Origin of the sequence: Streptomyces reniochalinae, from assembly GCF_003323735.1 — a bacterium.
Taxonomy (GTDB): Bacteria; Actinomycetota; Actinomycetes; order Streptomycetales; family Streptomycetaceae; genus Streptomyces; species Streptomyces reniochalinae.
On sequence record NZ_QOIM01000038.1, the window covers coordinates 323,166 to 341,521 of the forward strand.

The following is an 18,356-nucleotide window of genomic DNA, read 5'->3' on the forward strand; positions in this document are numbered from 1 at the left end:
GGCACGCTCGTCCCTCCGACGGTAATGAAGGCGCACCCGCCTTCTGGATGTCCGCCGGAGGAAGAAGACCCGACGATGCAGTACAACCAGGTGCCCGCCCAGGTCGACCTGCCCGCACTGGAGCGGGCCGTGCTCGACTTCTGGCGCGAGAACAAGGTGTTCGCCCGCAGCCTCGAGATGTCCGAGGGCCGCCCCGAGTGGGTCTTCTACGAGGGCCCGCCCACCGCGAACGGCATGCCGGGCGCGCACCACATCGAGGCCCGCGTCTTCAAGGACGTCTTCCCCCGCTTCCGCACCATGCGCGGCTACCACGTGGCCCGCAAGGCCGGCTGGGACTGCCACGGGCTGCCCGTCGAGCTGGCCGTGGAGAAGGAGCTGGGCTTCAACGGCAAACAGGACATCGAGAACTTCGGCATCGCCGCCTTCAACGCCAAGTGCCGCGAGTCGGTCACCCGGCACACCGACGCCTTCGCCGAGCTGACCACCCGGATGGGCTACTGGGTCGACCTGGACGACGCCTACCGGACGATGAACCCCGAGTACATCGAATCGGTCTGGTGGTCGCTTAAGCAGATCTTCGCCAAGGGCCTGCTGGTCCAGGACCACCGGGTCGCCCCCTGGTGCCCCCGCTGCGGCACCGGCCTCTCGGACCACGAGCTGGCCCAGGGCTACGAGACCGTCGTGGACCCCTCGGTCTACGTGACGCTGCCGCTGACCTCGGGGCCACTGGCCGGCGAGGCCTCGCTGATGGTGTGGACGACCACGCCGTGGACGCTGGTGTCCAACCTCGCGGTCGCCGCCCACCCCGACGTCACCTACGTGGTCGCCTCCAACGGCACCGACAAGATCGTCGTCGCCGAGCCGCTGCTGACCTCGGCCCTCGGGGAGGACTGGCACATCACGGGGCAGCGCTACACCGGGCGCGAGATGAACGGCTGGCACTACCGGCGCCCGTTCGACCTCGTCGACATCCCCGATGCGCACTTCGTCGTCAACGACACCTACGTCACCACCGAGGACGGCACCGGCATGGTGCACCTGGCGCCCTTCGGTGAGGACGACTTCCGGGTGGCGCGCGCCAACGGCATCGAGCCCGTCGTGCCCGTCCGCGCCGACGGCACCTTCGACCCCGACCTGGACCTGGTCGGCGGGCAGTTCTTCAAGAAGGCCGACGAGGCGCTGGTCGCGGACATGGACGCGCGCGGCATCCTCTTCCGCCACGTCGCCTACGAGCACAGCTACCCGCACTGCTGGCGCTGCCACACGGCGCTCATCTACTACCCCCAGCCGTCCTGGTACATCCGCACCACCCAGATCAAGGAAGCCCTCCTGCGGGAGAACGAGGCGACCAACTGGTTCCCCGAGTCCGTCAAGCACGGCCGCTTCGGCGACTGGCTGGACAACAACGTGGACTGGGCGCTCTCGCGCAACCGCTACTGGGGCACCCCGCTGCCGGTCTGGCGCTGCGAGGAGGGCCACTTCACCTGCGTCGGCTCGCTGGCCGAACTGAGCGACCTGTCCGGCACCGACCAGTCGGGCCTCGACCCGCACCGCCCCTACATCGACGCCGTCACCTTCGCCTGCCCCACCGAGGGCTGCGGCCGGCAGGCCACCCGCGTCCCCGAGGTCATCGACGCCTGGTACGACTCGGGGTCGATGCCCTTCGCGCAGTGGGGCTACCCCTACAAGAACAAGGAACTGTTCGAGAAGCGCTACCCGGCGCAGTTCATCTCCGAGGCCATCGACCAGACCCGCGGCTGGTTCTACACGCTGATGGCCGTCGGCACCCTCGTCTTCGACAAGTCGTCCTACGAGAACGTCGTCTGCCTGGGCCACATCCTCGCCGAGGACGGCCGCAAGATGTCCAAGCACCTGGGCAACATCCTGGAGCCCATCCCGCTCATGGACCAGCACGGCGCCGACGCGGTGCGCTGGTTCATGGCCGCCGGCGGCTCCCCCTGGGCCGCCCGCCGGGTCGGCCACGGCACCATCCAGGAAGTCGTCCGCAAGACGCTGCTGACCTACTGGAACACCGTCGCCTTCCAGGCCCTGTACGCGCGCACCAGCGGCTGGGCGCCCGCCGAGTCCGACCCCGCGCCGCACGAGCGCCCCCTGCTGGACCGCTGGCTGCTCAGCGAACTGCACGCGCTGGTCGACCAGGTCACGCTCGCCATGGACGGCTACGACACGCAGCGCGCGGGCAAGCTGCTGTCCACCTTCGTCGACGACCTGTCCAACTGGTACGTGCGCCGCTCCCGCCGCCGCTTCTGGCAGGGCGACCCGGCCGCGCTGCGCACCCTGCACGAGGTCGTCGAGACGGTCACCCAGCTGATGGCGCCCCTCACCCCCTTCATCACCGAACGGGTCTGGCAGGACCTGATCGTCCCCGTCACCCCCGGCGCCCCCGACTCCGTGCACCTGTCCGCCTGGCCCCAGGCCGACCTGAGCCGCATCGACCCCGAACTGTCCCAGGACATGCTGCTGGTCCGGCGCCTGGTCGAGCTGGGCCGCGCATCCCGCGCCGAGTCCGGCGTCAAGACCCGCCAGCCCCTCTCGCGGGCCCTCATCGCCGCGCAGGGGTTCGAGACGCTCTCCCCCGAGATGCGGACACAGATCACCGAAGAGCTCAACGTCGAACAGCTGGCCTCGCTCTCCGAGGTCGGCGGCTCCCTTGTCGACACCTCGGCCAAGGCCAACTTCCGGGCGCTGGGCCGCCGCTTCGGCAAGGACACCCAGACCGTCGCCAAGGCCATCGCCGGCGCCGACGCCGCCGCGCTGTCCGTGGCGCTGCGGGAGGGCAACGCCACGGTGGAGGTCGACGGCGCGGCGATCGCGCTCAGCCCCGAAGAGGTCCTCATCACCGAAACCCCGCGGGAGGGCTGGTCGGTGGCCTCGGACACCGGCGCCACGGTCGCGCTCGACCTGGAGATCAGCCCGGAGCTGCGGCGCACGGGCCTGGCCCGGGACGCCATCCGGCTCATCCAGGAGGCCCGCAAGAACTCCGGGCTCGACGTGGCCGACCGCATCGAGCTGCGGTGGCAGTCCGATGACGAGGAGGTCGCCAGGGCGCTCGCCGAGCACACGTTCCTCATCGCCGAAGAGGTCCTGGCGACGGAGTTCGCGCAGGGCGACCCCACGGAGTTGGCGGGCCCCTCCGTCGAGGACGAGGCCCTCTCCCTCACGTTCCGGTTGCGCAAGGCGTAGCGGCCCTCTCCCCGAACCAGGGGCACCGCCTCCCAGAGCGCCGGCCGGGCTCCTTGGAGCCCGGCCGGCGACTGAGTGCAGGCGTCCGCGGCGCCTGGGGAGCTTCGGAAGGGGCGGGAGGAGCGACAACGGCCCGGGCCCGAGAGCGAAGTGCTCTCGGGCCCGGGCCGTCTTACCAGGTGCTCGGCGTCAGCTGTCGTCCTCGTCGATGAGGAAGCCACGCATCGGCGAGGGGGCCTGCGCCGCCTGAGGGCCGCCCTGCGGGCGGACCGGCGCCATCGGCTGCGTCATCGCGGGCGACATCTGCTGCTGCCCGCCGTACGACTGCCCGGCCCCGCCCTGGGTGTGGTGCGAGCCCGCACCCGGGCCACCGTGACCGCCCATGGAGTGCCCGTTGGCACCCATCGACTGGTGACCGCCCATGGAACCGCCACCGCCCGCGGGTCCCCCGGAGGGGCCGCCGGCACCGGCCGTCGCCATGGAGGGCGAGGGCGCGGGCAGCGAGGCGGTCGCAGGCGTCCGCGGGGGCGCCAGCGAGTCGTCGGCCTGGTTCTCCAGCTGACGCAGCTGGCTCTCCAGGTACGACTTCAGCCGCGTGCGGTACTCGCGTTCGAAGCCGCGCAGGTCCTCGACCTTGCGCTCCAGCGTGGCGCGCGCGGACTCCAGGGAGCCCATCGCCACGCGGTGCTTCTCCTGCGCGTCCCGCTCCAGCGCGTCGGCCTTGGCGCGGGCGTCCCGCTCCAGGCCCTCGGCGCGGCTGCGGGCCTCACCGACGATCTTGTTGGCCTCGGAACGGGCCTCCGCGATCGCCTGGTCGGCGGTCTGCTGGGCCAGCGACAGCACGCGCGCGGCGCTGTCGTTGTTCTGGCCGCCGGGACCACCGGGGCCGCCGGGACCGCCCGGCATCTGCGGGCCGCCCTGCGGACCGCCGGGGCCCATCGGACCGCCCTGCTGCGGACCGGGACCACCGGGGCCCATCGGACCGCCCTGCGGGCCCGGGCCACCGGGACCGCCGTGCCCACCCGGGCCACCGGGGCCCGCGGGGAGCTGCGCCTGCGCGCCGGGAAGCTGCGGCGGACCGCCCATGCCCTGCTGCTGGGGCGGGACGGGCTGCGGTCCGGATATGGCGGCGGGCACAGGCGCCCCGCCTTGCTGCGGCTGCCTGTCCTGAGGTTCAGGAGGCTTTCGCATACCGCCCTGTTGCTGGTTTTGAGCGGCCGCGCGCGTGGCTGCTGCCAGCTTCGCGCGCAGGTCCTCGTTCTCCCGCAACAGGCGGGTCAGTTCGGCTTCGACCTCATCGAGGAAGGCATCGACCTCGTCCTCGTCATAGCCTTCACGCAGACGGACGGTCGTGAACTGTTTGTTCCGCACGTCCTCGGGGGTCAGGGGCATCTCTTCACCTCAACGTAAGTCGTCGGCATACCGGCAAGACCATTCCGATCGTTCACACCCAGCCCACGACGATGATCAGGATGTAGACGATGATCATGAGCACGAAGAAGGACAGGTCTAGCGCTACGCCCCCGAAGCGCAGCGGGGGGATGAACCGCCGCAATAGCTTGAGTGGCGGATCGGTGACAGTGTAGGTGGCCTCCAGAACGACCACCATCGCCTTGCCGGGTTGCCAAGAGCGGGCGAACTGGAACACGTAGTCCATCACCAGTCGGAAGATCAACACGAGTAGGTAGACCCACAGCACGATTTGGACCACGTCCAAAGCGGTTCTCATCTGCGCGTCCCTCTCCCCTGGGGTGCTCTGTGCGGTCCTGCCGACCGGTTCCGGACTCTGCCTGTCTCAGCTCTGGTTGAAGAACCCGCCCTCTGCGATGCGGGCCTTGTCCTCCGCCGTGACATCGACGTTAGCAGGAGACAGCAGGAACACCTTCTGCGTCACTCGCTCGATACTGCCGTGCAGACCGAAGACCAGACCAGCCGCAAAGTCGACAAGTCGCTTCGCGTCGGTGTCGTCCATCTCCGTCAGATTCATGATCACCGGAGTGGCCTCACGGAAGTGTTCCCCGATGGTACGGGCTTCGTTGTAGGTCCGGGGATGCAACGTGGTGATCCGGTACGGCTCTCGCTCGGACACGACCTTGGGCATGATCACCGGGGCACTCTTCTCGACGTTCTGGCGTTCAGGTGTGATGGATGACACCGGGGCGATTCTCCCCGCTCGTCCACTTTCGGCGGCAACTGCCGGAGTCGGCTCCGTCTCCCGTTCCCGCTGCGCCGGCGGGTGAACGACCCGTACCGGTTCGTCCGGTTCGGTCTTGTGAAGGGAATGATGTGACTCTTCCGACTCGTATCGTCGACGGTCGCGTTCGGGCTCGGGCTCGGGCTCGAACTCGTCGTCGGGGTCGAACCCCCGGCTGTCGTACCCATCGTCCTCCACGAGGCCGAGGTAGACCGCCATCTTGCGCATCGCGCCGGCCATTCTCTGCGTCCTCCGCTCTGTGGTGGATCGACTCCATCGACGCAGCCCCCGTCACCGGTGGCCCTGGGATGATCCACGCAGCCTCTCCGACCGGTCTTTTCCGGCGGAAATGACCATATATTCTGCTGTGGCCCAACTCGTTTGGCGACGTTACCGGAGCGGGGGGCGCCGACCGAGTACCGCGCTGCCGACGCGCACATGTGTCGCACCCGCACGCACCGCCTCTTCGAGATCCGAACTCATCCCTGCCGAGACCATCGTCGCAGCAGGATGCGCCGTACGCAGGCCGGTTGAGATTTCCCGCAGCTGCTCGAACGCCTCCTGCGGCCGCCCGGCGAGCGGTCCGGCAAGCGGTGCGACGGTCATCACTCCGTCGAGCCGCAGACCTTGGGCCGCCCCGATCGCCCCCGCGAGATCGGTCACACCGTCGGGTGCCACCCCGCCGCGCTCCCCGACAGAACCTGCCTCGGCATCGAAGGCCACCTGCACCGCGCACCCGATCTCACGTTCCGCGCGCGTCGCGGCGTTCGAGAGCGCGGTGACGAGCCGCATCCGGTCGACGGAGTGGACGCGCTCGGCGTAACCGGCCACCGAGCGGGCCTTGTTCGTCTGGAGCTGGCCGACGAAGTGCCAGCGCAGCGCGGTGTCCGCGCAGGCGGCGGCCTTGGGCGCGGCCTCCTGGTCGCGGTTCTCCGCCACGTCGCCGACACCGAGCTCGGCCAGCAGCCGCACATCCGAGGCGGGGTAGGTCTTGGTGACGACGACGAGAGTGACGTCCTCGCGTGCGCGCCCCGCCGTGTCACAAGCGCGCGCGATGCGCTCCTCCACCCGGGCGAGGTTGGCGGCGAGCTCGGCCTTGCGCGCCTCTCCGTCAGCGCCGGGGGGCGTCGCGGTCATTCCTGCCGTCACTACTCAGTTCGCCTCGATCCAGACATAACTCGCAAGCCTTCCCGTCGTCTTGTCCCGCCGGTACGAGAAGTGATCACCCGATTCGAGGGTGCACACGGACGACAGTTCCCTTTGCGTGACACCCGCCCGGGCGAGCTGTGCCCGCACCCCGGCTGCCATGTCCACGGCGGGTGTCCCCCAACGGGTCGTCGCGTACGCCTCGGGAACGGCGGCCGCGACCTCGTCGCGCATCCACGCGGGCACCTCGTAGCAGCCGCCGCACACCGCGGGGCCCGTGCGCGCCACGATGCGGTGCGGCTCGGCGCCGAGCCCGACCATGGCCTCCACCGTCGCGCCGGTCACCCCGGACAGCACCCCGGGCCGCCCCGCGTGCGCCGCGCCCACGACCCCGGCGACCGGGTCGGCCAGCAGCACGGGGGTGCAGTCGGCGGTGAGGACGGCGAGCGCGAGCCCCCGGCGCGCCGTCACGACCCCGTCGGCCTCCGGTGCGTCGGCACCGAACGGCGCGTCGACGACCGCGACGTCGCACCCGTGCACCTGACGCATCCAGACCACCTCGTCGGGCGACAGACCGAGCGCCCGCGCGGCCCGCTCCCGGTTGGCGCGTACCGCCTCCGGGGCGTCACCGACCGCGCCGCCGAGGTTCAGCTCCTCAAACGGAGCGGCGCTCACCCCGCCCCACCTGTCGGTGGAGGCGAAGTGCGCGCCGCTGACGTTCTCTTGTGCGGATATCACTTCGTCACTCGCATCACTTCGACACTCGCGTCACTTCAGGAAGTCCGGCACATCCAGTTCCTCGGCCTGGCTGTCGTGGTACGGACGGGCCGGCGGCACCTGGGGCGTGGTGGGCGGAGGCGGCGGCACCTCACTCACCGGCGAGGGCTCCCTGCGGGACGGGATCGAGTCCTCCTCCTCACGCGGCGTCACGGAGCCGAGGCCGCCGAAGGCGGGGCGTTCCGGCTCCGGGTCGCTGCTGGAAGACGGCGACTCGTCCTTGTACGCGGACTGCGAGGAGGAGGAACCCGACGAGGAGCCGAGCGCCTTCTCGCCCTTCTTGGAGGGCGGCTGACCGCCGTCGAAGCCGGCGGCGATGACGGTGACCCGGACCTCGTCGCCGAGCGCGTCGTCGATGACGGCGCCGAAGATGATGTTTGCCTCGGGGTGCGCGGCCTCGCTCACCAGCTGGGCGGCCTCGTTGATCTCGAACAGACCCAGGTCCGAGCCGCCCGAGATGGACAGCAGCACCCCGCGGGCCCCGTCGATGGAGGCTTCCAGCAGCGGCGAGGAGATCGCCATCTCCGCCGCGGCCACCGCACGGTCGTCCCCGCGCGCCGAGCCGATCCCCATCAGGGCCGATCCCGCTTCGGACATCACGGACTTGACGTCGGCGAAGTCGAGGTTGATCAGCCCGGGAGTGGTGATGAGGTCGGTGATGCCCTGGACACCCGAGAGCAGCACCTGGTCGGCCGACTTGAACGCGTCCAGCACGCTGACCTGGCGGTCGGAGATGGACAGCAGCCGGTCGTTCGGAATGACGATCAGCGTGTCGACCTCGTCGCGCAGCCCGGCGATGCCGTCCTCGGCCTGGTTGGCGCGGCGGCGGCCCTCGAAGGTGAACGGGCGGGTGACGACGCCGATGGTGAGGGCGCCGAGCGAGCGGGCGATGTTCGCCACGACGGGCGCGCCGCCCGTGCCGGTGCCGCCCCCCTCGCCCGCGGTCACGAAGACCATGTCGGCCCCCTTGAGGACCTCCTCGATCTCCTCGCGGTGGTCCTCGGCCGCCTTGCGGCCGACGTCCGGGTTGGCGCCGGCGCCGAGGCCGCGAGTCAGCTCGCGGCCCACATCGAGCTTGACGTCGGCGTCGCTCATCAACAGGGCTTGCGCGTCAGTGTTGATCGCGATGAACTCGACGCCCTTGAGACCGACCTCGATCATCCGATTGATGGCGTTCACGCCACCGCCGCCGATTCCGACGACCTTGATGACTGCGAGGTAGTTCTGCGGTGCTGCCACGTCGAAGGCCTCTCGCCTCGAGTTACGTATCCCTGTGGGGCGGTCCGAACGCCGACCCGAACCCTAAGCGTGAAGTTTAGGGTTACCAGTGCCTGTCTTACTTGGACTCTTCGCAACGGACACTAAGTCGACAAGTGCTGGGTGTTCAACGAACACGCCGAACCTCCCGTTTTTCTTTTCACCCTATGTGATCAGGCCTTGCAGTAGCCATCCAGGGTGCTCACCAGCGGCTATGTCAGTCAACTGACCGAGCCGCCGACCGATGTGGGTTCAGCCTGGACATGCCGGGCGCCGCCGGTCAACTGACGCGGCCACGAGCGTGGCGACTCCAGCCGTTCGCCGAACCCGGCCGGGGGTACACGGGGGTTGTGCCGCCCGCGGCACGGCGGGTCGATCGGCGCGGTTCAACCACCCGAGGCGGCGGGGGCGCTGGGCACCGTGACGTCGAAGTGGGTGGCGTCCTCGGCCGCCTTCAGCAGGGCGGCCAGCGCGGCGGCTTTCGCCTTGCCGCGTTCGGCGCTGCCCCATCGCACGGTGCGGTCCCCGGTGAGGCGGACGGTGATGTCGTCGTATGAGCGGACTCTTACCTGCCGGGTGGCGTCCTGGACGGCGTCGGGCAGGGAAGTGGCGACCCGCGCCGCCTCCTTCCGCAGCCGCCGCGCGGAGAAGTACCTCTCGGCGGCTTCCTTCTTCGGTTCCACGGCGAGAAGCGGAACGCCTTTCGGTGGCTTGTCGTCTGTGGCGAATCGCACGCCTTCGGCGTCCACCTCGACGTACTTTCCCGCGTTCTCCATGACGAGTTCGGGCCGTCTTTCGGTGACGGTGACGGTGATGCCGTGCGGCCAGTCCCGCTCGGCGACCACCTCGCGCACGCGCGGCAGCGCGGCGCGGACACGCCGCTGCACCGCGCCCTTGTCGACACTCATGAGCGGTTCCCCGAGCGGGACCGCCGCCGCGCGGGTGACCTCGGAGCGGGACAGGGCCCGGGTGCCGTCGACGGAGACGTTCTCGGCGCGCAGCCACGGGGAGCCGTAGAGCACCCAGGTGCCGAACCCGCCGAGGGGCAGCGCGAGAGCGAGGGCGAGGACGAGGGTGCGGCGGCGCGGCACGCGCGCCCCCAACCGGGCCCGACGGAGGGGGCCCTGCGGCCGACCGCCCGGTTCGGATCCCGGCCCGTAACCGGAACCCGAACCGGAGGCGCGGGCGCCGCGCGCCCCGGCGCCGGGCGCAGGGCGGGCGCCGGCGCGCGCGCCCTCGGTCTCGGCGGTCCGCGCCCGTGGCCGCGCCGCCGCCGCTTCGGCCCTGCCGTTCGCCTGCTCCGCCTGGGCGGCCTTGGCAGTTCTGGCAGCTCTGACCACGCCGGACCACCCTGCTTTCTGCGTTGTCGGCGAGTCGCCGCCGCGCCGCGCGGGGGTCAGCCCTCGCGGCGCGAGGCGATCGCCTCGTACACCATGCCGACGAGGAGTTCGTCGGCGTCCGGACGGCCGAACTCGGCTGCCGCGCGCGACATGGCGGTGAGCTGCTGCGGGTCGGTGAGGACGGGCAGCACGTTGCCCTGGATCCACTCCGGTGTCAGTTCCGCGTCGTCGACGAGGAGTCCGCCTCCGGCCTTGACGACCGGCTGGGCGTTGAGCCGCTGTTCACCGTTGCCGATGGGCAGCGGGACGTAGGCGGCGGGGAGCCCGACGGCCGAGAGTTCCGCCACGGTCATCGCGCCCGCGCGGCAGAGCATCATGTCGGCCGCGGCGTACGCGAGGTCCATCCGGTCCACATACGGTACCGGCAGATAGGGCGGCATTCCGGGCATCTGCTCCACGTGGGGGAGCTCGTTCTTCGGGCCGACGGCGTGCAGGATCTGCACACCGGCGCGCTGGAGGTGCGGAACGACCTGCTGGACGACCTCGTTGAGCCGCCGCGCACCCTGCGAGCCGCCGGACACCAGCAGCGTGGGCAGGTTGGGCGAGAGACCGAACGCGGCACGCGCCTCGGCGCGCAGCGCGGCCCGGTTGAGCGTCGCGATGGAGCGGCGCAGCGGGATGCCGACGTACCGCGCGCCGCGCAGTTTGCTGTCGGGGGTGGAGACGGCGACGCCGTGCGCGTACCGGGAGCCGATCTTGTTGGCGAGCCCGGGGCGCGCGTTGGCCTCGTGGACGACGATGGGCACGCCGGCGCGCTTGGCGGCCAGGTAACCGGGAAGGGCGACGTAGCCGCCGAAGCCGACGACGCAGTCGGCCTTGTTGCGTTCCAGGATCTGCTCGGCCGCCTTGATGGTGCCGCGCAGCCGTCCCGGCACGGTGATCAGCTCGGGTGTGGGTTTACGCGGCAGCGGAACCGCCGGGATCAACTCGAGCGCGTAGCCGCGCTCGGGCACGAGCCGCGTCTCCAGTCCGCGCTCCGTACCGAGGGCTGTAATCCCCACGGTCGGGTCCTGCCTGCGCAGGGCGTCCGCGAGGGCGAGCGCGGGCTCGATGTGGCCGGCGGTCCCCCCACCGGCGAGTACGACGTGCACGCTGTTTCACCGCTCTCCGGACGGCGGCCGGGTGGCGCGCCGTCTCATCGTCTTCTGACTCCTCCGCCCGTAGGTGGTCCCCGGACGTAGCACCCCTGGCAGTCCCCCCGCGCGCTGCCGCAGGGCGGGCTGTCGCACGGCCAGCGCCGCACGTGCCGCCGGGTCGCTGCGCGCGAAGGCGATCAGCAGCCCGACGGCGAACATCGTCGGCAGCAGGGCGGACCCACCGTAGGAGAACAGCGGAAGGGGGACGCCGGCGATCGGCAGCAGACCGAGCACCGCACCGATGTTGATCACCGCCTGGGCGGTGATCCACGTTGTCACGCCTCCCGCGGCGTACCTCACGAAGGGTTCCTCCGAGCGTCCGGCCACGCGGATACCCGCATAGCCTAGAGCCGCGAACAGAGCGAGTACCGACAGCGTCCCCGCCAGTCCGAGTTCCTCCCCGGTCACGGCGAAGATGAAGTCGGTGTGCGGTTCGGGGAGTTGACCCCATTTTTCCATACTCGCACCGAGTCCGGAACCGAACCAGCCGCCCGAGGCCAGCGCGTAGATACCGTGCACGGCCTGCCAGCACTGGTCGTCGCGGCCCGGTTCCGTGGCGGCGATGCAGCCGAGGCGGGACATCCGGTTGGGGCTGGAGACGATGAGGACCGCGCCCGCGGTGACCGCCGCCGCGAGCACCCCGGTGAACAGCCGGGTGGGTGCCCCGGCCAGCCACAGCAGTCCGAACAGTACGGCGGCCAGGATGATGGCGGTGCCCATGTCGCCGCCGAGCATGATGAGCGCGAGGAGCAGCAGGCCGACGGGCACCAGCGGGACCAGCAGGTGCTTCCACTGGGCGAGCATCTTCTTCTCGCCCTTGCGTGCCAGCAGGTCGGCGCCCCACAGGACGAGCGCCAGCTTGGCGAACTCGCTGGGCTGGAGCTGGAAGGGGCCGCCCAGGTAGATCCAGTTCCGGTTCCCGTTGACGGTCTGTCCGATGCCCGGCACCTGGACGAGGCACATCAGGAAGACGGAGCCGGCGAGCAGTGGGTAGGCCAGCGCCCGGTGCAGCCGCAGCGGCATCCGGGCGGCGGCCAGCAGCAGCACCGCGCCGAGCGCGGCGGCGACGAGTTGTTTGCGGAAGTAGTGGGTGGAGGCGAGCCCGGACTGGAGGGCCTGGATCTGGGAGGCGGAGAAGACCATCACCAGTCCGAGGACGGTGAGGAGCAGGCTGCCGCCCAGGATCAGGTAGTACGCCGTCAGGGGCCGGTCCCAGGCGCGTTTGGCGCGCAGGAACAGGCGCTGGGGCGCCGTGGTACCCGGAGTCGCCCGGGGGCGCCCCGGCTCACGCGGGGGCGCGGGACGGGTGCTCGCGCGCCGGGGTGTGGGCGGTTTGGCGGATCGCGCCGTCATCCGTATCCCCTCCGTCTCCCCCGCGTCCACGGCCGACGGGGCGCGGGGTTACTGCTCGCCGCGGCCTTCGGCGGCCAGTGCGCGGACCGCCTCGGCGAACGCGTCACCGCGGGCGTTGTAGTTGACGAACATGTCCATCGACGCGCACGCGGGAGCCAGCAGTACGGTATCCCCCTGGCGTGCCAGCGCTCTCGCCTCGCGGACGGCCGAAGCCATCGCCCCAGTGTCCGTGCGGGCCACGTCGGTGACCGGCACATCGGGGGCGTGTCGCGACAGGGCTTGTCCGATCAGCTCCCGGTCGGCGCCGATGAGGACCACACCGCGCAGCCTCGAAGCCGACCTGGCCACCAGGTCGTCGAAGGTCGCGCCCTTGGCCAGCCCGCCCGCGATCCACACGATCGGTTCGTAGGCGGCCAGCGAGGCCTCGGTGGCGTGGGTGTTGGTCGCCTTGGAGTCGTCGACGTAGGCCACGCCGTCCACATCGGCGACGTGCGTGATGCGGTGCGCGTCGGGGCTGAAGGCGCGCAGCCCGTCGCGGACGGCCGAGGGCGGCACGCCGAACGCGCGGGCGAGCGCGGCGGCGGCGAGCGCGTTGGCGATGTTGTGCGGGGCCGGAGGGTCGACGTCACCGATTTCGGCCAGTTCCTGCGCCTGCTGCTGCCGGTCGGGCACGAAGGCCCGGTCGACGAGCACCCCGTCGACCACACCCAGTTGGGAGGGCGCGGGCGCACCGAGCGTGAAGCCGATGGCGCGGGCGCCCTCGGCCACGTCGGCCTCGCGCACCAGGTCCTCGGTGCGCGGTTTCGCGTCGGCGGGATCGTCGGCGTTGTAGACGCAGGCGACCTGGTTGCCCTCGTAGATACGGCCCTTGGCGGCGGCGTACGCCTCCATCGAACCGTGCCAGTCGAGGTGGTCGGGGGCGAGGTTGAGGACGGCGGCGGAGTGCGGGCGCAGGCTGGGGGCCCAGTGGAGCTGGTAGCTGGACAGTTCGACGGCGAGCACGTCAAGACCGTCGTAGGGCTCCTCGCCCAGCACCGCGTCGATGAGGGAGACGCCGATGTTGCCGACCGCGGCCGTGCGCAGCCCGGCGGCGCGCAGGACGGCGGCCAGCATCTGCACGGTGGTGGTCTTGCCGTTGGTGCCGGTGACCGCGAGCCACGGCGGGCTGTCGGGTCCGCGCAGCCGCCAGGCCAGCTCCACGTCGCCCCACACCGGGACGCCCGCCTCGGCCGCCGCCTCGAAGAGGGGGCTGGTGGGCTTGAACCCCGGCGTGGTGACGACCAGGTCCGTGGCCTCGGGCAGGGTGCGGTCGTCGCCGAGCCGCACGCCGATGCCGAGGGCCTCCAGTTCGGCGGCCTGCCGGCGCGGCCCCTCGCCGTCGCCGCCGTTGACCGCCGTGACGCGGGCGCCGAGGCGGTGCGCCGCCTTGGCCGCGGGCATGCCGCTGACGCCGAGCCCGGCCACGACCACGTGCCTGCCGGACAGCTCCCGGGACAGTGCGGTCGTATCCGCCGTGCCGGTGGAGGTCACGCGCGCGCCGCTGGGCGAGGTCACTTGCTCGCCGCCCAGCCCGCGTAGAAGATGCCGACGCCGACGATGGCGCACATGCCCTGGATGATCCAGAACCGCACCACTACAAGGACCTCGGACCACCCCTTGAGTTCGAAGTGGTGCTGGAGCGGTGCCATCTTGAAGACGCGCTTGCCGGTCAGCCTGAAGGAGCCGACCTGGATGACGACGGACATGGTGATGAGCACGAACAGGCCGCCGAGGATGGCCAGCAGCAGTTCGGTGCGCGAACAGATGGCGAGGCCCGCGAGCGCGCCGCCCAGCGCCAGGGAGCCGGTGTCGCCCATGAAGATCTTCGCCGGGGAGGTGTTCCACCACAGGAAGCCGAAGCAGGCGCCCATCAGCGCGGCGGCGACGACGGCGAGATCGAGCGGGTCCCGTACCTCGTAACAGCCGGGGCCGGCGGTGGCGATGTGCGCGCAGGACTCCTGGTACTCCCATACGCAGATGAACACATAAGCGCCGAAGACCATCACCGAGGCGCCGGTGGCCAGGCCGTCGAGACCGTCGGTGAGGTTCACGCCGTTGGACATCGCCAAAATCATGAACAGCGCCCAGACGACGAACAGCACGGGCGGCAGCGCCCAGCCGAAGTCCTGGGTGAAGGAGAGCTTGGTGGAGGCCGGGGTGAGCTCGCGCGCGTTCTCGAAACTGAGGGCGAGTGCGGCGAAGGCGATTCCGACGATGAGCTGCCCGGCCATCTTCGCCTTGGCGCGCAGGCCCAGGCTCCGCTGCTTGACGATCTTGATGTAGTCGTCCAGGAAGCCGACCAGGCCCATGCCCGCGAACAGGAAGAGCACCAGCACGCCGGAGAAGGACGGCGGTGCGCCGGTGACCAGCTTGGTCAGCGCGTAGGCGAGCAGCGTCGCCAGGATGAAGGCGATGCCGCCCATGGTGGGGGTGCCGCGCTTGCTGTGGTGGTTCTGCGGGCCGTCGTCGCGGATGAACTGGCCGTAGCCCCGCGAGGCGAGCAGCTTGATCAGCAGCGGGGTCCCGATCAGGGACAGGAAGAGTCCGATGACCCCGGAGATAAGGATCTGCCTCATCGGGCGGCGCCTCCGGCCTCGTGCGCCGAACCGGCCGTTCCCTCCAGGAGGGCTGCCGCCACCTTCTCCAGACCCACCGACCTGGAGGCCTTCACCAGTACGACATCCCCCGCGCGCAGTTGATCACGCAACAGGTCGACGGCCGCCTCAGTGCCGGACACGTGCACCGACTCCTCACCCCACGAACCCTCGTTCTTGGCACCCATGTCGAGCCAGGCGGCCTCCCGGCCTCCGACTGCCACGAGCTTGCTGACGTTGAGCCGGACGGCGAGCCGTCCGATCGCGTCGTGTTCGGCGAGCGAGTCGTCGCCGAGCTCGGCCATCTCGCCCAGCACCGCCCAGGTCCGGCCCCCCCGGGCCTTCGCTGCCTGGCCCATGGCGGTCAGCGCGCGCAGCGCGGCCCGCATGGAGTCGGGATTGGCGTTGTAGGCGTCGTTGACGACCGTGACGCCGTCGGCGCGTTCTGTGACCTCCATCCGCCACCGGGAGAGCGTGCCCGCCGCGGAGAGCGCGTCTGCGATGTCTCCAGCGGGCATGCCCAGTTGGTGGGCGACGGCGGCCGCGGCAAGCGCGTTCGACACGTGGTGCTCACCGTACAGGCGGAGCGTCACGTCGCCGCACCCGGTAGGTGTGTGAAGCGTGAAGGCGGGGGTACCGCGCTGGGACAACCGCACGTTTTCCGCCCGTACGTCCGCTTCGCGGTCCTCGCCGAAGAGGAGGACGCGGGCCTCGGTGCGTGCGGCCATCGCGCGCACGTACGGATCGTCGGCGTTGAGTACCGCCACTCCCCCGTCGTCCGCGCCGGGCAGCGTCTCCACCAGCTCGCCCTTGGCCTGGGCGATGGCCTCGCGGCCGCCGAACTCACCGATGTGCGCGGTGCCGACGTTGAGGACGACGCCGATCCGCGGCGGTGTCAGCTCGGTGAGGTACCGGATGTGCCCGATACCGCGGGCCCCCATCTCCAGCACCAGGTGCCGGGTGTCCGCCTCGGCACGGAGCGCCGTCAGCGGCAGCCCGATCTCGTTGTTCTGGGAGCCCTCGGGCCACACCGTGGGGCCCAGCCGCGAGAGCAGCTGGGCGATGAGGTCCTTGGTGCTGGTCTTGCCGCTGGATCCGGTCAGCGCCACCACCTGGGTGCCGAGGGTCTGCACGGTGTGCCGGGCCAGGGCGCCGAGGGCACGGGTGACGTCGTCGACGACGATCGCGGGAACACCGACGGGACGGGTGGCGAGCACGGCGAGCGCACCCGCTTCGACGGCCGCCGCTGCGAAGTCGTGGCCGTCGACACGCTCACCGGGGAACGCCGCGAAGAGGGCGCCGGGGCCCACCTGGCGGGAGTCGATCACCACGGGCCCGGTGATCCACGCATCCTGGTCCGTTATGTCGTGCGGCCGTCCGCCGGTGAGGGCGGCGATCTGAGCGAGGGAGAGGGGGATCATCGGTTCTGGTCGTCTGTCCGGTGGATGTCGGCGGATGGGGACGGGTCGCTCCGCGGCACGGAGGGGGCCCGCGGGGCCGCGGCACACTCGGCGGCCCGCTCGTGGATGGCCGCACCCAGCACCTGGGTGTCGTCGAAGGGCCGCACCACGCCGGCGATGTCCTGGCCCTGCTCGTGTCCCTTGCCCAGGACGAGCACGGTGTCGCCGCTGCCGGCGCGGGCCACGGCGGCGCGGATGGCGGCGGCCCTGTCCTCCTCCAGCAGCACGGTGCCACGCTCGTGGGCGGGGACCTCGGCGGCGCCGCCGAGCATGGTGGCCAGGATCGCCAGCGGGTCCTCCGTACGGGGGTTGTCCGAGGTGAGCACGGCCGTGTCGGACAGCCGGGCGAGCGCCGCGCCCATGGCGGGGCGCTTGTGCGGGTCGCGGTCGCCCCCGCAGCCGAGGACGGCGTGCACCGCACCGTCGGTGACCTTGCGGACGGCGTAGAGCACCGACTCGACGGCGTCGGGCTTGTGCGCGTAGTCGACGATCGCGAGGTAGTCCTGGCCCGCGTCCACCCGCTGGAGGCGTCCTGGGACGCCGGGCACCTCGCTGATGCCCTCGGCGGCCGTGTGCGGGTCGATACCGGCGGCCACCAGGGCGGTCAGCGCGGCGAGCGCGTTGGCCACGTTGAAGGGGCCGGCCAGCGGGACGCCGGCGGAGACCTTCTGCCCCTCGGGGCCGACGGCCGTGAACGTCGAGCCGAACGGGCCGAGCACCACGTCCTCGGCACGCCAGTCCGCGTCGGGGTGGCCCTCGGCGGAGAAGGTGGTGACGGGGAAGCCCTCCTCCCCCAGTTCGGTCAGCAGCCGGAAGCCGTACTCGTCGTCGAAGTTGACCACCGCGGCCCGCGAGCGGCGCGGCGTGAACAGCTGCCGCTTGGCCTGGAAGTAGTCCTCCATGTCCGGGTGGAAGTCCAGGTGTTCGGGGCTGAGGTTGTTGAACACCCCGATGTCGAAGACGCAGCCGTCCACCCGGCCGAGGACGAGCGCGTGGCTGGAGACCTCCATGGCCACCGAAGTGACGCCGCGCTCCCGCATCACCGCGAACAGCGCCTGGAGATCGGTCGCCTCGGGAGTGGTGCGCTCGGACTTGATCCGCTCGTCTCCGATGCGGGACTCGACGGTGCCGATCAGCCCGGTCAGCCCGCCCGCCTGTCGCCCACCGCCGCCCTGGGAAGGACGCGCCGCGCCCGGCACCCCCTGTTCGGCGGCCTTGCGCAGCCCGCCGTCGACCAGGTACGCGGTCGTCGTCTTGCCCGAGGTGCCGGTGATGCCGATCTGAAGCAGGTCCTCGCCGGGCTTGCCGTAGAGGGTGGCCGCCAGTTCGCCCATACGGCCGCGCGGGTCGGGCACCGTCAGCACCGCGAGCCCCGTGGCCTCGGCGCGGGCCGTGCCGCCCGGGTCGGTGAGCACGGCGACGGCGCCGAGGCTGCGCGCCTGCTCCACGAAGTCGGCGCCGTGCAGCCGGGCGCCGGGCAGTGCGGCGTAGACGTCGCCGGGGCGCACGGCGCGCGAGTCGTGGGTGATGCCGGTGGCGGACACGTCGGTGTCCCCGGTCCCGGTCACGACCGTGTCCGGCGCCTCGGCGTCCAGCAGTCGGGCCAGCTCCGCGAGCGGCACGGGCTCCACCCGCGCGGGGCGGGGCGGCCCGGGGTAGGACTCGGGGGAGGTCTGATCAGCTTGTGGCACGGCGGTGAGCGTACCGGGCGGGGCGGTGGTGCCGCGAAGCGAGGGGCGCGGCGCCGCCTCGGCTGCCTGGGGGTTGCACTCGCTGTCAGTGATCGTTCTCACGTG

Annotated in this window: 14 protein-coding genes; 1 reads left to right on the plus strand and 13 read right to left on the minus strand. The window is 71.3% G+C overall.

Features of this window, described 5'->3' with window-relative positions:
* The first annotated feature begins 75 nt into the window (after window positions 1-75).
* Entirely contained in the window at window positions 76-3,204 is a 3,129-nt protein-coding gene (gene ileS / locus DQ392_RS20910; protein ID WP_114017167.1) for an isoleucine--tRNA ligase, read from the plus strand.
* Window positions 3,205-3,393: 189 nt separating this feature from the next.
* Here the strand turns inward: ileS and DQ392_RS20915 are convergent, their stop codons facing one another.
* The 13 genes from DQ392_RS20915 to DQ392_RS20975 all read right to left on the minus strand — a co-directional run bounded on the left by DQ392_RS20915 (window position 3,394) and on the right by DQ392_RS20975 (window position 18,353).
* Window positions 3,394-4,596 carry a DivIVA domain-containing protein gene (locus DQ392_RS20915; RefSeq protein ID WP_114017168.1) on the minus strand — a complete coding sequence of 401 codons (1,203 nt, stop codon included), beginning with the start codon at window positions 4,594-4,596 and terminating at the stop codon, window positions 3,394-3,396.
* A gap of 52 nt (window positions 4,597-4,648) precedes the next feature.
* Window positions 4,649-4,933 (minus strand): YggT family protein, encoded by a 285-nt coding sequence (locus DQ392_RS20920; RefSeq protein ID WP_114017169.1) that lies wholly within the window; start codon window positions 4,931-4,933, stop codon window positions 4,649-4,651.
* Window positions 4,934-4,999: 66 nt separating this feature from the next.
* Window positions 5,000-5,638 (minus strand): cell division protein SepF, encoded by a 639-nt coding sequence (locus DQ392_RS20925; RefSeq protein WP_114017170.1) that lies wholly within the window; start codon window positions 5,636-5,638, stop codon window positions 5,000-5,002.
* Window positions 5,639-5,788: 150 nt separating this feature from the next.
* Entirely contained in the window at window positions 5,789-6,535 is a 747-nt protein-coding gene (locus tag DQ392_RS20930) for a YggS family pyridoxal phosphate-dependent enzyme (RefSeq protein ID WP_114017171.1), read from the minus strand.
* A gap of 15 nt (window positions 6,536-6,550) precedes the next feature.
* Window positions 6,551-7,282 carry a peptidoglycan editing factor PgeF gene (gene pgeF, locus DQ392_RS20935; protein ID WP_114017172.1) on the minus strand — a complete coding sequence of 244 codons (732 nt, stop codon included), beginning with the start codon at window positions 7,280-7,282 and terminating at the stop codon, window positions 6,551-6,553.
* Between the two features lie 30 nt (window positions 7,283-7,312).
* Complete coding sequence (ftsZ, locus tag DQ392_RS20940) at window positions 7,313-8,560, minus strand: cell division protein FtsZ (RefSeq protein WP_114017173.1); 1,248 nt, start codon at window positions 8,558-8,560, stop codon at window positions 7,313-7,315.
* A gap of 404 nt (window positions 8,561-8,964) precedes the next feature.
* Complete coding sequence (locus tag DQ392_RS20945) at window positions 8,965-9,918, minus strand: cell division protein FtsQ/DivIB (RefSeq protein ID WP_114017174.1); 954 nt, start codon at window positions 9,916-9,918, stop codon at window positions 8,965-8,967.
* Between the two features lie 56 nt (window positions 9,919-9,974).
* Entirely contained in the window at window positions 9,975-11,069 is a 1,095-nt protein-coding gene (gene murG, locus DQ392_RS20950) for an undecaprenyldiphospho-muramoylpentapeptide beta-N-acetylglucosaminyltransferase (RefSeq protein ID WP_114017175.1), read from the minus strand.
* 6 nt (window positions 11,070-11,075) lie between these two features.
* Entirely contained in the window at window positions 11,076-12,467 is a 1,392-nt protein-coding gene (gene ftsW / locus DQ392_RS20955) for a putative lipid II flippase FtsW (protein ID WP_114017176.1), read from the minus strand.
* 48 nt (window positions 12,468-12,515) lie between these two features.
* Entirely contained in the window at window positions 12,516-13,907 is a 1,392-nt protein-coding gene (gene murD, locus DQ392_RS20960; RefSeq protein WP_245981744.1) for a UDP-N-acetylmuramoyl-L-alanine--D-glutamate ligase, read from the minus strand.
* 110 nt (window positions 13,908-14,017) lie between these two features.
* Complete coding sequence (mraY, locus tag DQ392_RS20965) at window positions 14,018-15,082, minus strand: phospho-N-acetylmuramoyl-pentapeptide-transferase (RefSeq protein ID WP_114017177.1); 1,065 nt, start codon at window positions 15,080-15,082, stop codon at window positions 14,018-14,020.
* Window positions 15,079-16,521: a UDP-N-acetylmuramoyl-tripeptide--D-alanyl-D-alanine ligase gene (locus DQ392_RS20970; RefSeq protein WP_114017178.1), complete on the minus strand. Its 1,443-nt coding sequence runs from the start codon at window positions 16,519-16,521 to the stop codon at window positions 15,079-15,081. Before DQ392_RS20970 ends, mraY begins: the two co-directional genes overlap by 4 nt.
* Complete coding sequence (locus DQ392_RS20975; protein WP_425470566.1) at window positions 16,518-18,353, minus strand: Mur ligase family protein; 1,836 nt, start codon at window positions 18,351-18,353, stop codon at window positions 16,518-16,520. Before DQ392_RS20975 ends, DQ392_RS20970 begins: the two co-directional genes overlap by 4 nt.
* Between the last annotated feature and the right edge of the window lie 3 nt (window positions 18,354-18,356).

Bases quoted from the DNA above. Each gene is read 5' to 3' on its own strand.
- ileS (WP_114017167.1), top strand. From the start codon at position 76: ATGCAGTACAACCAGGTGCCCGCCCAGGTCGACCTGCCCGCACTGGAG.
- DQ392_RS20915 (WP_114017168.1), bottom strand. From the start codon at position 4,596: ATGCCCCTGACCCCCGAGGACGTGCGGAACAAACAGTTCACGACCGTC.
- DQ392_RS20920 (WP_114017169.1), bottom strand. From the start codon at position 4,933: ATGAGAACCGCTTTGGACGTGGTCCAAATCGTGCTGTGGGTCTACCTA.
- DQ392_RS20925 (WP_114017170.1), bottom strand. From the start codon at position 5,638: ATGGCCGGCGCGATGCGCAAGATGGCGGTCTACCTCGGCCTCGTGGAG.
- DQ392_RS20930 (WP_114017171.1), bottom strand. From the start codon at position 6,535: ATGACCGCGACGCCCCCCGGCGCTGACGGAGAGGCGCGCAAGGCCGAG.
- ftsW (WP_114017176.1), bottom strand. From the start codon at position 12,467: ATGACGGCGCGATCCGCCAAACCGCCCACACCCCGGCGCGCGAGCACC.
- murD (WP_245981744.1), bottom strand. From the start codon at position 13,907: ATGCCCGCGGCCAAGGCGGCGCACCGCCTCGGCGCCCGCGTCACGGCG.
- mraY (WP_114017177.1), bottom strand. From the start codon at position 15,082: ATGAGGCAGATCCTTATCTCCGGGGTCATCGGACTCTTCCTGTCCCTG.
- DQ392_RS20970 (WP_114017178.1), bottom strand. From the start codon at position 16,521: ATGATCCCCCTCTCCCTCGCTCAGATCGCCGCCCTCACCGGCGGACGG.